Genomic DNA, 14,686 nt, shown 5'->3' with positions numbered 1-14,686 from the left:
CTGTCCTATGTTTTGACTTTGATACAGGGCATAAAGCACCGGGTTAGGAAATTTAACAGCCGCTGAATGACCGTTTTTTTTGGCTCATCACTCGTTTCTCGAGAGCGACTTTGTATTTGAGGCTGCTCGATTAAATCTTGATCGGCACGGTCATTATTGTGCGAAGACGCTTGTTTTAGGGTATCTGCTCGCATATGAAAATAATAACGTTGTGCGGCACAAACCCCTTCACCGGGCAATGAATGATGTTCTTCTAATGCAGAAGCATAGCCAAAATGGTCTTTAAAACTCCCCTGCGAGCTGTTAGACGACACACTGTTCATACGTCTTAAAAAAGTGTCTGGTTCCGCAAACCTAACCTGCAAGCCGGAAACGCGGCAGGCGAATGCACCATAGGTTTCATTTACTCCCTGAGTCAGATAAATATCTTGTCTTAAACTTTCTTGCGATGCGAACCTGTAGATGCCGTCCATATAACCCACTCAGTAAATTTTTAACCTAAGGCTTTAAGAACGTCTTTTGCACTTTCCGCAAGGGACGCGATCGCACCACTCAATACTTTATTCAAATTATCGAAGGTGCTGTTTGCCTGGCTATACCGTTGGGCAAAAGCCTGCATATTACTTTGCAGGGCGCTGCCGCCTGCATTAAAGGAGGCAAGCCACGCCTGGTAGCTGGCCGTAGAAACTTTGCCACCGCTAATACCTGATGGATAATTAGGTGCGGCGCTATACTGATCGAGGTTGAATTCGATTTCACCGCTATTGTTTACTTTAAAGGCAGGCGCAAGCGTGGTTTCCATACTTTTACGCTCTTCCGGCGTCATTTTATCCCAGTTTTTTACACTGCCCAGGTCGATACCGTTAACTTCTTTCCTGAAGTCGTCATACCCTTTTTTCATGACGGTGGTATCGAACTTAACATTATTACCGTCATCACCTGTGGAAACGGCTTTGGATGCCGCCCCCTGCACGTGCGTATTATAAGCTTCGTACATTTCCGTATACTTCTGCATCAAATCGGCATAGAAATCTACGTAATCGCCTTTGATTTCTTTAATAGCGAGGGCCATTCTGGCCCACAGCTCGGCATAGCTGGTGTGGGTGGAAATTTCGTCATCACCGCTCTTTGGCTCCGGTGCAGGTTCCTGCGCCGCTCTTTGTTTCTCAGCCGAAAACTGACTTAACGAATAGTTCGCCTTAGTACGATTTGTAACGATCTCGCGTTGGATATCCGATAACGCCTGAGCGCTACTCTTTACAAGCTGTTTCTGATTGGCGACCATATCTGCAACGTCATCTGACGGTTGTGCGCCGTCATTGGCCGTTTTGAGATGCTCTAATGCGGCAAGCAGTTTGCTGTTATTAAAATCTTCGCCGCTGGTATCCAAACCATACTGACCAAGCAGTGCCCTAATTTCATCAAACTTATCTGCCTTATTAGGGGTGTCCAACTGGGCAATAAGCTCTTTTATTAGTTTCGTGTTCAGTTCCGAAGTTGAACCTGCGTGAGTTTCAGCCATCGGCGCAGCCTGGGTAGCGTTGGTATCAGCGGGATAGTAACTAACGGGGTTGGGTAGAGCATTATTTACGTTAAGCATGGCGATATTCCTTTTGAGCAACGTATGCCGGGTATCCCTGCATACGTTGCTTATTCTTCAGATTTAGCGTGTACGTTCCGCGATGGAAGATACCGCGCTGTTATTAGCGTTGAGTATGGTGTCGGTCATACTCCGGATGGCCGCATTTGTCTCTGCGGCCTTCTTGGCCGTTTGACTTTGGGTATTGGCCAGTTCGTTGTTAACATCGCGGTCGGCGCGGGCCAGCTCTGCCTCTTTCTGCTTCTCAGCGGCTGATACGCCAAATGCCCCTTCAACAGCCCCCTGCCCGGAACGAATGCCCTGGTTAGCGTACTCGGCGGTAACACGGCTCTTCTGCGTCGCAAGCTGTACCGAATTGTGGGTATCGCGCTTAAGCGAGCTGGCGTGCATATCAGCAGCCTGCGGATGTGTCATGGTGGCCTCAACATCGCCAGACAGCTTTTTGTTCTGATGAACCATGCTATCTTTGCCACTCTTAATCGCGGTCTGATGCTCGCGAACGCCAAGCTCAAGGTTGCGGGCCGGTTTCAGATTCTTGGTGATGGAAGAGCCTTCTTTATTTAGCGCCTTCATCTGGGTCGCGGTCGTCGCTCCCTGGCCTGCAATACCCAGCGCACCGGAGGTGATTGCCCCGTTGAGATTCTGTCGAGCAGCCTCAATGGTTTTATTACCTGCGCGAGCCGCCGCATCTACGCTGCGGTTTGTTGCCGCCGCCGCCGCTTTGTTGGCATCTCGTTCAGCATTTAGCATTACGGTGGTGATGGTATTGCTCACCTCGAGCTGCTTCATGGAACCCACAACGTTGATGAACCGTGGTCCCGCGGCATCTGCGGCGGTGATATCAGTACCGCCTTCAACAGCGGGCTGCGAACGAGCTTGACCAGCGGAAGACGAAGCGTTGCTTACGGTTGACTGACTGTCACTTTTACCGATATCTGCCGATTTATTATTTGGCTGCGTAATATTGATCTGTGACGTTAATACGCCAGGCACGGAGGCTGCCAGGCGCTCTGCTTTATTTGCATCCCCTTCCCCTGCGACGGATAATTTCACCGTTTTAGCCGGGGTATCAGTTTCAATATCTCCCCCTTTGCGTTTCTGTGCCGCAGATGATGCCTGAGTCGTATCGGTACGCAGACTCTGTTTTTCCATCATCAACGACAGCATGCCCTCTTTTTTGGCGAGATCGGACATGTCCAGGACATTTCTTTTCTCTTCCTGAATAACAACACTTTTTGTTTCGGTCTGAACGTCCTGCACGCGTAAATAACGTTCTGACGCACCAGTACCAATAATTGGATCGGACATAATTAATAAAACTCCTTTATATTATTGCGGGTAATAATAGTCCCGCCGTTTATCCGGCAACTGCACTCATCTGTTTAGTAATATATTTACCGGCCTGCGCCTGGTTTTCCGCAACCGTTGAGATATTGCGCACAATCTCACTGACCGATTCCATTCGATGGGTAAAGCTATCGATGGCGCGATTCATCATTTCGTTAAGTAAATCCTGAAGCGCTGCGTCCTTCATCATTTCAGCTCTGATCTTCGACGCTTCCAGCAGCATACTGGCCGCAACAATCCCGACAGCCGCCTGGCTTGAGGTATTGACCACACTCAGACCCACCACAGCCTTCTGGCTGTAATTAGACACCTTGGCCATTTGCAGCTCGTCCGCACCCAATGAACGGCCAAAACCTTTGCTTAGCCGCTTAATAACCTGGCCGATGGCACTGTCCATCAATTTTTGCATGGTCGATTTTGTGGCTTTTTCAGCCACTTCTTGCGCTACCTCTTCCGCAACTTCCTTCACCGCGGTGCGCACCACGTTTTTGGTGACGTCCTTAACGACCTCTTTTTCCACTTCAACAGCAACATTTTTGGCCATCGTCTTGCTGGCTTCTTCTGCCACGTCGACACCAATCTTTTTCATCACCGTGCCAAAAACTTTGCTCATCACGCTACCCGCCACCATTACACCGGCGACAAGTACCGCCGCCGCCGCGATCGCGCCGAGGATTTGTCCCACCATATCTGCCGTGTCTTTATCGACCCCGAAGGATTGAAGAATGGCTGAGAATATTTTGCCCATCATCTCCATCAGCGGTTTCACGATCGCATCCATCAGCGGCTGCATCGCATCGGCCATAAACGAACGGCCGGTCACGGCCTGGCTTATCTCATCACCAATGGCCAGCGCTAGCCCAACGGCCGCCAGTGCCAAAGAAGCGCCACCGGTGAATGCCGCAGCGGCAAAGCTTACCGCCGTAACAATCCAGCCCAAAACCTTGCCAATGCAGCCCATCGTCTTCTGCATTTCTTCAGCTTTACGCACTTCCTCTTCGTATTCCTTGGCCTTTTTCTCCGCATCCTTGGCCGCCGCTTCCGCCAATTTCTGCTTCAGCTCCGCGGACGCCTGAAGATCGTCGCTGGAACTTTTGTTAATCAGCTGCGCCATCAGGGCCATGAGGAACGTCAGGGTTTTAGACTCTGCATCTGCCTCCTTACGCCGCTGTTCAATGGTGCTTTGCTGTTGCGGGCTGAACGAATCAACCATTTTCTGCGACTTAGCCTGCGTCGCATCTAATGCCGAACGGGAGCTTTTCTCCGCAGCTATTGCAGGATTCAACGTCTTATTAGCAAAGTTGTTATAGGTGGTTGTGGCCTGGGTGAGGTTAGCCTGCGCAGCGTTCACCGCCGTTTTAGCAGCATCAATTTTGCCCTGCAGTTCTTCAGAAACCGGGTCTTGTTTAGCGGCTTCGGCCTCAAGCGCCGCTAATTTTCGTTGCGCGTCATCAAGCGCAGATTGGGCCTTTCCGACATCCTGTGAAAGCGCATCCGCCTGCTGTTGCGCAGCTTTAAGCGCATCAGCATCGCTGGCCCACTGCGTCCCCTGCTGCTCTAACTGGGCTGCCATCTCGGAATAGGCATTCGCGGCACCATCCATCATGGCGTTGATGCCTTGCAGCTGGGCGAGCAGGTTACTCATCGACGTTTCATTCGTGAGCTGCATGACTTTCCCGAGCAATGCCGTCGCCCAGGCCGAAGCAGAAAGCTTCGCTTCGCTGCCGCTTTTTGCCGTGGCGGGCTCGCGGCTCACCGGAGATTTAAGCTGAGGTATGTCCTGGTTATCTAAGTTCGTCCTGGGGGTATTCCCGTTGACGGTATTGATAGTCGATTTCAACAGTTTGAGCAGTTGATCGGGCTGCAGGGTTTGCAGCGCACCCTTAACAGAATTCAGCTGCGGATGACTCTTTAACTCCGCATTGCCGAGGCGTTTTGCCTGTGTGGTTTGTTTTTTTAACTCAACATCGCCGGCTTCCATCCCCGCCTGATGTTGGTCTACCGGCTCTTGGGTCGCTTGCTCCAGAATGACTGGCCGCGCCACCTGCCTGATTATCTCCATTATTATTCCTCATTAAGTTTCTCCTCTTCAGGAGTATCGGTCTTGTCATTATTTATTTTATTAAGCGCGGAAATGTAGGCTTTCGCCTTTTCACTTAATAACGCGTCTTTACACCTGCTAATAACAATATCGAAGCATTTACGAGCCTGTACACTCTGTCGCAGCATCAGGTTACATTGACCGGCATAAAACATTGGCCTGAAGTCTTCTTTAGATAAGGAATAAGCAAGTGCATAAAATTCGATAGCTTTGGCATAATTCTTTTTAAGCTGATAGACCGCCGCAAGACCCATTGCATATTCAGGGTTATAGAAATCATAAATGCACAGAAAACGGAACAAAGACTCTGCATCGTCCAACTTTCCATGATGATAAAAATCGTAAGCCAGCTTATAAACGTCCTGCATGGTGTCATTAGGTACGGCATAGACATCCTTAAGCGTCGCCCCGTTTTGAATGGCATCCAGCAGGCTTTCAGCATAAGCATCGAGTTGCTCATCACTTTTAAATTCTTCTTCGTCGCTGAGTAAATCCAACATATTTTTATTAGCCATTGCAGCCTCTTTCCTTATTATTTGTTAACATCTAAAAACAGCCAATTAACCCAAAGGCGAACAGTGAAGAAGATATAGTCATCATACTGTTGTGCCCCGGTAGTTAATACAAAAAAACCGCACAGGTGTCTGCTACGATTGGTCCGTTGGCGGTTGCTGACTTTCCGGTAATGTAGATTCGGCCTCCACGTCGGCCACCGCCATTTGGGTCATGCCCGCGGCTTCGACCTGACGCAGCCAGATAAGAATGTCCATAACGTCAATCAGCACATCATCATTTAGCGAAATGAAGCTGTACTGGCTGTAGGTGCGATACAGCCTGCGGGTAAGCGGAATATTGCGTACTACCGGCACGCCGATTTTTTCCGCATAGGCAATCGCCGCTTTGGCTTTCATGTTGGTGCAACGCAGGGCAATAAAGGGCAGCGATGCCACTTCCGGGTTAAAATAGATCGCCATCGCGATATGCGTTGGGTTCGCCATCACTACCTCGGAATTTCTGACCGCCGCCATTTCCTCCCCGGAAAGTATCTCCTGGTGCGCTCGCCGTCTGGCACTTTTAATCTGTGGATTGCCGTCGCTCTCTTTACGCTCCTGTTTGACCTCATGTTTATCCATTTTGAGATCTTTGAAATGGAGAAAATATTCAACAATAAAATCTGCAATCAGCACAAAAACAGACCAGCCGATAAACACCAGCACGGCCTTCAGCGTCAGCGAAACCCAACAAGCAATAAGCCCGGCTATATCGGTCCGATAAAGCGTTAATGCCTGGCGAAGGTCGTTGTGAATCAGGCTATAGCAGGTCACTGCAAATACAATGAGATAGCAAACTGATTTCACCAGCTCTTTTACCGTGCGCATGCTGAAGATCTTTTTTACCCCTTCCACCGGGTTTAGCGCTTTGAAATTTAGCTTGATGGCTTCGGTTGCGATAGAAAACCCAGTCTGCAGCAAGGTTGCGGCCATACCCACAAGTGCACAGAGCGCAATAAATGGCAGGCTAAGCAGAAAGAAAATACGCATTAAGCCCATGAGGAAATCATTTATTCCAATCTGGGTGCTGTACAGCAGGGTCATGGAGTAAAATTGAGTGAAGTCACTGAAACTCATGCCATAGGCCAGGTAAAAGATCCCGGCAAGCAGTATCACCGTGGTAATAAGATCCTTACTTTTAAACGTCTGGCCCTTTTTAGACGAGTCCCTGCGCTTTTTACTGGTAGGCTGCTCTGTTTTTTCTGCCATAGAAATATTTCCTCAGGGAAGGAATTGCTGAAAACCTGAAAGCGAGAACATGTGCAGCGGTTTCTCAGACAGCGAGTGAAAGCCGTAGAAAAGGAAAACTGCGAAGGCGATAAAGCTTTTAATGGTTAGAGACAGTGAAAAAGGGTTGAGCTGCGGGCAATAACGCGCAAACACGCCGAGCAACATTTCGGCGATCATCATCACTAACATCACCGGCGCAGCAAGGAGAATGCTGTTTTGCATCAATACCACCAGCAGGTGTCCGGCCTGTTCCCAGTGAACACCTTCTAAGGAACTCCCTCGTGGAAGCATTTGATAGCTTTGCACCATCACTTCCATAAGTAGCCGCATGCCTCCGCTGGCAAAAAAAATAGCACCGAAAGCAAAGTTTAGAAAACCTGATAATATCGAGCTTTGCACCCCGTTAACCGGGTCGATACTGTCACTGATGGTCGCGCCGCGTTGGTTATCAAGAATTTCACCGAGGCCGATGACTACCCAGAAAGGCATACACAGCGTAAACGCTAAAATTAACCCGATAATACATTCTTTAATTATAATAATAAGCCAGCCCTGCTCCGGGCTTACTACTGTTTCAAAGCAGGGCCAAAGACCAATAATCGTCAGAGAGATAATCGTGTTTTTAATAATCAGATTTGATAGAACCCGTTCGCCCAGTACCGGAAGCATATAAAAGACGATTGCCAACCGCGCGTAAACGATGACAAAAGTCAGCACGCTGTGCTGAAAATTAAGATAGAACGCCACAAACAGCATATATTTTCCGTTTTAACGAAAAGCCATATAAAAAGCCTGAGTGGCGAAATTCATCATTTCGGCTGAAAACCACTCCATCAGCATAAAAATGCTGGCAAACACCGCCAGCATTTTTAACCCAAAAGGCAGCGTTTGTTCCTGAATTTGCATGATGGTCTGAAACAGGCCAACGATAATGCCAACGATGGTAGCAAAGGCGATAGGTACCGCCGTTAGCTTCAGCACAACGAGCAGCGCGGAATTGCCAATAAATAATACATTACTCATGATGTCATCAGATCGGCGTACTGGGCGATCAGTCCTTTGGTTAACAAACTCCAACCGTTCATTGACACGAACAGAATGAGCTTAATAGGAATCGAAATGGTCACCGGGCTCATCATCATCATCCCCAACGCCAGCAGGATGCTGGAAACCACCATATCGATGACCACAAACGGGACGTAAAGATAAAACGCAATTTTAAATGCGCTTTGAATTTCGCTTAGCGCATAGGCTGGCATCAGGGTCATGAGCGGCAGGTCCGTTAATTCATGGTCTTCCACTTCAGGCTCCGGCTCACCGGTTCTTTGCTGCTGTACTTTATTAAAAAAGCGGATTAAGTCATGATCGGAATAATTCACCAGATACGCCCGGTAACTTCCCAATCCCTGATCCATAAGTTGCGTTACCGAACTGCTGTCATTGAAGTCGATATGGTTTTCTTCTATATAGCCGGAAATTTTCTGACACACCGGCATCATGACAAAAGCGCTTAAAATAAGCGCTACACCATTTAAGGTTAAGGTCGAAGGTACCTGTTGGATCCCGAGGGCATTGCGCACCATCACCAGCACAATGGAGAACTTAATAAAGCAGGTTCCCCCGGCAATAATAAAAGGCAATAAGGTGAAAAACGACAATAACGCAATTAAAGAAATATCATTACTCAACATCAGGCTGTACCCTGTTACCTGGCAGAGTCGGGTTCACGTGATTAACCTCCACCGCCAGAGATCCGTTCTCCAGAGCTACCAGCTCACCGCGGGCAAATAGCTTTTTGTTGAGGTAGATTTTAATATTCTGTTCCGCTTCTGGGGTCAGCGCCAATGACGTGCCCGGCGTTATTGTATCTAATTCCGCCAGGGTCACCGTCCGGCCTTCCAGCACAAATTCAATATTGACGGGCAGGCTTGTCCAGTCGTGCAAAACCTCATCTTCATAATATTCCTGGTAATGCTCTTCTAACTGCTCTTCCACAATAACCTCCCGATCGGGGTAATAACTCAGTTTAAAAAGTCGACGATCGCCTACCGCCAGGTGGGGCAATTTCTGTTTTATCAGCAGCAAATCCCCTGCAGCCACGTCTGCTAACTGGGCAAGGGAGAGCTGGCTGAATCCCAACACGTAGTTCAGCTGGAAAGGCACCTGATTGGCAGAGATGGCCGGGACATGCAATACGCGGTCCCCGCTCTGTGGCCAGTCAAGACACAGCAGTTGGCAAGGCTCTGCGGGGATCGCAAGCGCCTTTTCCGGCAGGGCGCCGGCGGGTAGCGCAATCTGTACCGCATCCCACACCTGCTCCTCGACCAAAAAGCTCAGTTCGAGATGGTTTAACCAGCGCGTCAGATAGTTGAGGGGAACCTCCGACCAGGGGATATCGGGCAGGTGGGCATCCATATATTCGAGCCAGGCGTCAACGCTAAGCCAGGCCTGCGCCCGGCTGCCCTGCTTATCCTCAAGCTGCACCTGCAGGTAGCGCTCCTGCCCGCTAAACTCAGCGATCTCGCTGCCGGGGTGATGGTTACGCAACAGCTCAAGCGCCAGCTGGCGGCCGTCAAGCTTGCGTAAATGACCTCTCAAACTCATTCCTGATCCTCATCCTGCTGTTGCTGCTGCCGCCGCTGCTGTTGCTGTTCATCTCGATCCTGCTGTGGGCGTAGGAGGTCGGGGCTGAGACTCGTCAAATGGCCCATATTGCGGAGCAGCACATCCGCTGCACGAGCATCGGAAGGAAGCAAAGTGACATTCCCTTCCCGGCGTGCTTCGGTTGGCACCGAAATTCTGACCGAATGGTCGCCGGACCAGCGTTGAAACTGGTAGTTCACTTCGAGCGTCTGGCCTTCGTTTCCGCCTTTCACCCCGCTTTCCAAACCGGCCTGAGTCTTCAGCTGCTGGAGCGTTGCGGGGCTATTTCTGCTTTGTGCCGCTGTTTCGCCCTGCTTTGGCACCACGTTCTCCGGCTGCTTCGCCCCCTGCCAAAGCGGCCTTGCTTCGCCAGAATCTTCCTTTATTCGTAACGGCTTGTCCTGGCGGCCCGCTTCAGCCTCCGGGGCAGATGTAGTGACGATGCCCGGGTTTACTACGGCCGCAGCCTGAGGGTGCTGAGCCGTGGTGGATTGATGAAGTTTTGTTGCAACGTTTACGGCGACAGGCGTGGTGGATTGCCCCTCGGGTCTGGATGCGCTCGCCGCAGCCCTGCTGCTTAACGGGCCGGTGACCTCACCTTTTTGGACGACGACGGAGTTTTTGCCTGCGTTCGGCGTAGCCATCTGGCCAGCAACGGCCAACGCCACCTGCCGACGCAGGCCATCGCCCTTCTTCGTCTGACGTGCATCGGCGGCAAGGCCCAAAGAGGCGGCAGCGACTTCTTTTGCCGCCTGCTTTTCGGTTTTCTGCAGGCCTCCCCCCTGCGCTAAGGGCGTTGTTAACCGAACCAGCGCCCCCGGCGGTAGCATGGCGGCCAGCGAAATATTCTCACCGCCCTCAGCCTGCTTTTTCTTTTTCGCAATATGTTTTAACAGCGCGTTGTCATCCGGCGTTGAATCCCCCTTCATCGCAACGCTCATACTGACTTCAGAAACTTTTTCTACCATAACCCGCAATCTCCTGAATTTCGTTTTCTGCATTATTGTCGCAGCGACGTATATATTCGCGGCGCAGCGGCTGCAAATAATAGGAAAGCTTGTAGTGCTTTTTATCGAGCAGGCTCATTGCGACGCGATGCTGTTCAAGGTTGTTCTCCAGATTATATTTTTCATTTTCCAGCTGATTTATTTTATGAAGAACCAACTGCTGGTGAGTCAATAAAGCCCCCTGCTGTCTTATTCCCTTATAAATATCCGCACGGCTGTGTAAGCCGGAAGGGGTTAACATTTTTATCTGCTGGTTGATATCCGCGCATTCCTGCTGATGCTCTGCAATTGTCAGCCTTATTTCCGTTAACCGGTTTTCCGTTTTTACGATATCGCCCTGCAGAATTTGTTGTTTGCGCTCTAGCAGGGAGACAAATTCGCGCCCTTTACGCCACGCTTCCATATAACCTTTCCAGACAGGCCTGCATGTCGGTTTTTTCGTCCATGCTTTGTTGGAGAAAAGCTTCCATCTGGTTTTTGCGATCAAAAGCGGCATCGTTTTCCGGATTCTCACCGCGTCGATATTCGCCGAGATCCAGATAGAGCTGCATCTCTTTTTGACGTACCAGATATTCACGAAAGCGTTTTGCTAGCTGACGGTGTTCCGGGTCGGTTACCTGTAAAAATACTCGGCTAATGCTCTGCATAATATCAATCGCCGGATAGTGTCCCTTCGCAGCGAGCTTTTTGCTGAGATAAATATGCCCGTCAAGAATCGAGCGAACTTCATCGCCAATGACATCCGACTCTTCCTCATTTTCAATCAGCACCGTATAAAAGGCGGTGATGGAACCGGTTAAAAACCGTCCTGGCCGCTCCAGTAATTTCGGCAAGGCCTCAAATACGGATGCCGGGTAGCCTCTTCGGGCGGGCAGCTCTCCCATGCTTAGCGCCACATCACGCAGCGCTCGCGCATAGCGGGTTATCGAGTCTATAAACAAAAGTACGTTTTTACCCTGCTCGCTAAAGAACTCGGCTATCGTCGTGGCAATTTGCGCCGCGTTGTAGCGCTCAACGCAGGAACGATCTGACGTTGCGTAAACCAGCACGATCTGTGAACAGCGCGACGAACGTTTCAGCTCTTCAACAAACTCGGTGACTTCACGTCCACGTTCGCCAATAAGCCCGATGACGTAGATATCCGCTTCGGAATGTTCAACGATCATGCTCATCAAAGAGGTTTTGCCGCATCCCGCCGCCGCAAAAATCCCCATACGCTGCCCCTGGCCGCAGGTCAGCAGGCCATCAATTGCCCTGACGCCGGTCGCCAGAGATTCATCGATAGGCTTACGCTGGGTAAAATCTTTAGGCGCCCCGCAGGCCTCCAGGCTTTGCGCACCGGTCAAACTCTGCTGTACGGCGTTGTCCAGGCGCCCGCGAACAGTACCGGTTGCGTCAATGATTGCCCCGGCGATATTTTTATGAACATCGATACGAAAAGGCTTGCCGGTCGGCAGCAGGACATTGCTGCGTGAAAAGCCCTGATTATCATTAAGCAAGCTCAGTAACGTATGCTCCTTATTGAACCCAATCACCTGGGCCGTCCCCAGCACTTCGGGTTCAAGTAATGATTTCTGAATCTCGCATATCTCACCGATGCGCGTCCCCGGCAAATGCGCTTCAATCACATTTCCCTGAATACGTAACGGGTGTGCCAGATGAACCAGGCATTGGGCTACCATTGTGTGAACCTCAGTAATTAAACCAGAACAGCGCGGTATTCCTGCAAAATACTCAGGTAGTTATCCAGCATCGATAAAAAATCATCCGGCGCCTGCAGGTATTTTTCTTTCACCTGAGCACGCAGTTCAATATTCCCGTCAACAGGGTATAAACACGGCTGTCCGGTGTAAAAATACTCTTCGTTATGATTAAGCATCAGCGGTAAAAGGCTCGCGCTGCAATAGCTTAAAGAGGCTGGAGCCTGCTCAACAATTTTCGCCCACACCCATACTTCATCATCTTCACTTCTGACGTGAATAGTTGGAATATCATCTTTCATATTCAGAGAGATGGTTGAGTGGTTGCTCAGATCGCTATCCAGAATATCAGCCATCCCGGCATCGTTAAGCATGGTGGAAAGCAGTGCAACAACGTCGTATTTCATTTATTACCTCAATTAATTTTCTAACGAACCAATGACATCAACATCCACGCCGGATGCAACATCGCCATAAGAGAGCACTTCCATTTCCGGGTAGCTTCCTTCAATGATTTTTTTCACAAAGCGACGAATATCCAGTGACACCATCAAAATAATATCGCGAGCGTTAGCGCCATTGCTGCTAATGCACTGCTCGAGGCTTCTGATAATACTTTCAGTTTCCGGTGGCGGCAGATTGATAAATGTCCCGCCAGAAGTTTGGCGAATTCCACCACGAACCAGGCTTTCCATATCGTGCGACATAACCAGGGTACGAATCTGCCCGTTGGCCGCAAAGCGGTTAGAGATATAACGTGATAACACGCTGCGAACGTGCTCCACCAGCATAATAGGGTCCTTTTCCTTAGGCGCCCATTGAACTAAGGCCTCAAGAATCAGACGCATATTGCGGATAGAAATCCGCTCCTGTAATAGCCGCTGGAAAACTTCGGTAATACGCTGCACGGTATTATTTCGATAACACTCTTTGAGTAACTCAGGATATTTTTTCTCCAAATCGTCAAGCAGTGTTTTGGCCTCCTGAATGCCGAAGAACTCGGAAATATTGTGCACCAGCAACGTTGAGACGCAGGCATAGAACTCATCGATCGCCATTCTTGAATAAAAACCAAGCTGTAAGGCGGTTTCACTCCGTTCTTCAGGTATCCAATAAGCGAAACCCTGAGCCGTTTCTACCGCCTGCACGGTAGAGTCAATAACCTGCAGCTCGTCACCACGCATCAGCACTTTGCACATGCCCGGTAAAATGTCATACGTGGCAACCTGAATTTCATTGATTGCAACCGTTAGCTTGCCGCGCACCATTTGCTGGTCGTAGTTCATCACCACTTCCGGCAGACGAACGCCGTACTCAATAAAGAAATTACGTTTGAGCAATGAGCACAAATTATGCTCCTGGAAATAGTCCTCGTAGCCTTTCCAGGCGGTAATGATGAGCGGAATCGTTTCTGGAATGTACTCCCCGTCGATCATCACCGGTTTGCTTCTCAGTACCGGTTCTTCATCTTCCTCTACAGAATTAACTGTCGGCTTTTTACCTTTTTTAGCATCAAGCTTATCCTTGATGAATATGCCTAATAGTAAAGCTGCCAGCAGAACGAAGACCGGCAACGGAAAGCCCGGCAATAGCCCCAGAGCAATAGCCAATACGGCCGTAACAAGCAGGATAAATTTATTATGAAACATATCCTGCAAGATTTTTGCGCCGAGGTTCGTATTCTCACTGTTATTTACGCGGGTGACGATCAGGCCGCCGCTTATGGAGATTAACAGCGCCGGAATTTGTGCAACCAGAGCATCGCCGATGGTCAATAAAGTAAACACAGACATCGCATGAGATAAATCCATGCCGTGCTGTAATGTGCCTACCGCTATTCCACCCAATAAGTTCACGAAGATTATAATGATCCCCGCGATGGCGTCGCCCTTAATAAACTTCATCGCACCATCAAGCGCGCCGTATAACTGGCTTTCAGCTTCAAGATCGCTGCGGCGACGCTTGACTTCTTTTTCATCGATAACCCCTGCCTTGAGGTCAGCATCAATGCTCATCTGTTTGCCCGGCATGGCATCTAAAGAGAAGCGAGCAGCCACTTCCGCGATGCGCTCCGACCCTTTAGTGATGACGATAAACTGCACGATAGTCACGATAAAGAAGATAACAAAGCCCACCACCAGGTTATCCGCAATGACGAACTCCCCGAAGCTGGCAATAATTTCCCCGGCGTCGGCATCCGCCAGCACCAGACGACTGGTACTGATAGAGATTGCCAGACGGAATATCGTACTAATGAGCAGAATTGATGGAAAAGTCGAAAAATCCAAAATCCTTGTAATATAAAAAGAACCCAAAAAAATCAGCAGTGCCATCGTCAGGTTAAGTCCAATAAGGAAATCAACCAGGTATGTCGGCAACGGGATAATCAACATCACCACGACCATAACCATTATCGTTAAGATAATAAGCTCTGGCCTGTTACGAATTTCGAGAATAAATCTTCTAAGCATGAGTAGTTGCACATCTATCCATGGCAGACAAACTAG

15 protein-coding genes are annotated in these 14,686 nt (G+C 49.6%); all 15 read right to left on the bottom strand.

Translation table 11 applies throughout. The annotated features are described in order from the left end of the window. Positions 1-5 precede the first annotated feature (5 nt). On the bottom strand, positions 6-473 hold the full coding sequence (locus JT31_RS23820; protein WP_144244078.1) for a hypothetical protein: 468 nt from the start codon (positions 471-473) through the stop codon (positions 6-8). A 20-nt stretch (positions 474-493) separates the two neighbouring features. Next, entirely contained in the window at positions 494-1,600 is a 1,107-nt protein-coding gene (locus tag JT31_RS22240; RefSeq protein ID WP_038482344.1) for an IpaD/SipD/SspD family type III secretion system needle tip protein, read from the bottom strand. A gap of 63 nt (positions 1,601-1,663) precedes the next feature. Continuing rightward, positions 1,664-2,908, bottom strand: coding sequence for a hypothetical protein (locus JT31_RS22235; protein WP_052049053.1), 1,245 nt, complete (start codon positions 2,906-2,908; stop codon positions 1,664-1,666). A gap of 49 nt (positions 2,909-2,957) precedes the next feature. Then, entirely contained in the window at positions 2,958-5,009 is a 2,052-nt protein-coding gene (sctE, locus tag JT31_RS22230) for a type III secretion system translocon subunit SctE (RefSeq protein WP_038482342.1), read from the bottom strand. 2 nt (positions 5,010-5,011) lie between these two features. After that, positions 5,012-5,563, bottom strand: coding sequence for a type III secretion system translocator chaperone SicA (gene sicA / locus JT31_RS22225; RefSeq protein WP_038482340.1), 552 nt, complete (start codon positions 5,561-5,563; stop codon positions 5,012-5,014). Between the two features lie 132 nt (positions 5,564-5,695). Beyond that, on the bottom strand, positions 5,696-6,808 hold the full coding sequence (locus JT31_RS22220; RefSeq protein ID WP_038482336.1) for an EscU/YscU/HrcU family type III secretion system export apparatus switch protein: 1,113 nt from the start codon (positions 6,806-6,808) through the stop codon (positions 5,696-5,698). 12 nt (positions 6,809-6,820) lie between these two features. Continuing rightward, positions 6,821-7,585 carry a type III secretion system export apparatus subunit SctT gene (gene sctT / locus JT31_RS22215; protein WP_038482334.1) on the bottom strand — a complete coding sequence of 255 codons (765 nt, stop codon included), beginning with the start codon at positions 7,583-7,585 and terminating at the stop codon, positions 6,821-6,823. A gap of 12 nt (positions 7,586-7,597) precedes the next feature. Next, a complete protein-coding gene (sctS, locus tag JT31_RS22210; protein ID WP_006820278.1) occupies positions 7,598-7,852 on the bottom strand; it encodes a type III secretion system export apparatus subunit SctS in 255 nt (84 codons plus the stop codon). Next, complete coding sequence (locus tag JT31_RS22205; RefSeq protein ID WP_038482329.1) at positions 7,849-8,520, bottom strand: EscR/YscR/HrcR family type III secretion system export apparatus protein; 672 nt, start codon at positions 8,518-8,520, stop codon at positions 7,849-7,851. Before JT31_RS22205 ends, sctS begins: the two co-directional genes overlap by 4 nt. Next, positions 8,510-9,433 carry a FliM/FliN family flagellar motor switch protein gene (locus JT31_RS22200; RefSeq protein WP_038482326.1) on the bottom strand — a complete coding sequence of 308 codons (924 nt, stop codon included), beginning with the start codon at positions 9,431-9,433 and terminating at the stop codon, positions 8,510-8,512. Before JT31_RS22200 ends, JT31_RS22205 begins: the two co-directional genes overlap by 11 nt. Continuing rightward, the gene (locus JT31_RS22195) at positions 9,430-10,440 is read right to left on the bottom strand and encodes a type III secretion system needle length determinant, SpaN/EivJ family (RefSeq protein ID WP_038482323.1); all 1,011 of its coding nucleotides are present in this window, start codon (positions 10,438-10,440) and stop codon (positions 9,430-9,432) included. Before JT31_RS22195 ends, JT31_RS22200 begins: the two co-directional genes overlap by 4 nt. Then, on the bottom strand, positions 10,421-10,882 hold the full coding sequence (locus tag JT31_RS22190; RefSeq protein ID WP_038482320.1) for a hypothetical protein: 462 nt from the start codon (positions 10,880-10,882) through the stop codon (positions 10,421-10,423). Before JT31_RS22190 ends, JT31_RS22195 begins: the two co-directional genes overlap by 20 nt. Next, entirely contained in the window at positions 10,866-12,161 is a 1,296-nt protein-coding gene (gene sctN / locus JT31_RS22185) for a type III secretion system ATPase SctN (protein WP_038482317.1), read from the bottom strand. The genes JT31_RS22190 and sctN overlap by 17 nt, the downstream gene beginning before the upstream one ends. Before the next feature lie 17 nt (positions 12,162-12,178). Next, positions 12,179-12,586, bottom strand: coding sequence for a surface presentation of antigens, secretory protein invB (locus JT31_RS22180; RefSeq protein WP_038482313.1), 408 nt, complete (start codon positions 12,584-12,586; stop codon positions 12,179-12,181). 12 nt (positions 12,587-12,598) lie between these two features. Continuing rightward, positions 12,599-14,650, bottom strand: a complete 2,052-nt coding sequence (locus JT31_RS22175) for an EscV/YscV/HrcV family type III secretion system export apparatus protein (protein ID WP_038482310.1) — start codon at positions 14,648-14,650, stop codon at positions 12,599-12,601. Between the last annotated feature and the right edge of the window lie 36 nt (positions 14,651-14,686).

This window comes from Cedecea neteri, from assembly GCF_000757825.1.
Classification (GTDB): domain Bacteria; phylum Pseudomonadota; class Gammaproteobacteria; order Enterobacterales; family Enterobacteriaceae; genus Cedecea; species Cedecea selenatireducens.
This window is presented reverse-complemented; position numbering and strand designations above follow the sequence as displayed.

Bases quoted from the DNA above. Each gene is read 5' to 3' on its own strand.
- JT31_RS22190 (WP_038482320.1), bottom strand. From the start codon at position 10,882: ATGGAAGCGTGGCGTAAAGGGCGCGAATTTGTCTCCCTGCTAGAGCGC.
- sicA (WP_038482340.1), bottom strand. From the start codon at position 5,563: ATGGCTAATAAAAATATGTTGGATTTACTCAGCGACGAAGAAGAATTT.
- JT31_RS22180 (WP_038482313.1), bottom strand. From the start codon at position 12,586: ATGAAATACGACGTTGTTGCACTGCTTTCCACCATGCTTAACGATGCC.
- sctN (WP_038482317.1), bottom strand. From the start codon at position 12,161: ATGGTAGCCCAATGCCTGGTTCATCTGGCACACCCGTTACGTATTCAG.
- sctS (WP_006820278.1), bottom strand. From the start codon at position 7,852: ATGAGTAATGTATTATTTATTGGCAATTCCGCGCTGCTCGTTGTGCTG.
- JT31_RS22220 (WP_038482336.1), bottom strand. From the start codon at position 6,808: ATGGCAGAAAAAACAGAGCAGCCTACCAGTAAAAAGCGCAGGGACTCG.
- sctE (WP_038482342.1), bottom strand. From the start codon at position 5,009: ATGGAGATAATCAGGCAGGTGGCGCGGCCAGTCATTCTGGAGCAAGCG.
- JT31_RS23820 (WP_144244078.1), bottom strand. From the start codon at position 473: ATGGACGGCATCTACAGGTTCGCATCGCAAGAAAGTTTAAGACAAGAT.
- JT31_RS22195 (WP_038482323.1), bottom strand. From the start codon at position 10,440: ATGGTAGAAAAAGTTTCTGAAGTCAGTATGAGCGTTGCGATGAAGGGG.
- JT31_RS22175 (WP_038482310.1), bottom strand. From the start codon at position 14,650: ATGCTTAGAAGATTTATTCTCGAAATTCGTAACAGGCCAGAGCTTATT.
- JT31_RS22235 (WP_052049053.1), bottom strand. From the start codon at position 2,908: ATGTCCGATCCAATTATTGGTACTGGTGCGTCAGAACGTTATTTACGC.
- JT31_RS22200 (WP_038482326.1), bottom strand. From the start codon at position 9,433: ATGAGTTTGAGAGGTCATTTACGCAAGCTTGACGGCCGCCAGCTGGCG.
- JT31_RS22240 (WP_038482344.1), bottom strand. From the start codon at position 1,600: ATGCTTAACGTAAATAATGCTCTACCCAACCCCGTTAGTTACTATCCC.
- JT31_RS22205 (WP_038482329.1), bottom strand. From the start codon at position 8,520: ATGTTGAGTAATGATATTTCTTTAATTGCGTTATTGTCGTTTTTCACC.
- sctT (WP_038482334.1), bottom strand. From the start codon at position 7,585: ATGCTGTTTGTGGCGTTCTATCTTAATTTTCAGCACAGCGTGCTGACT.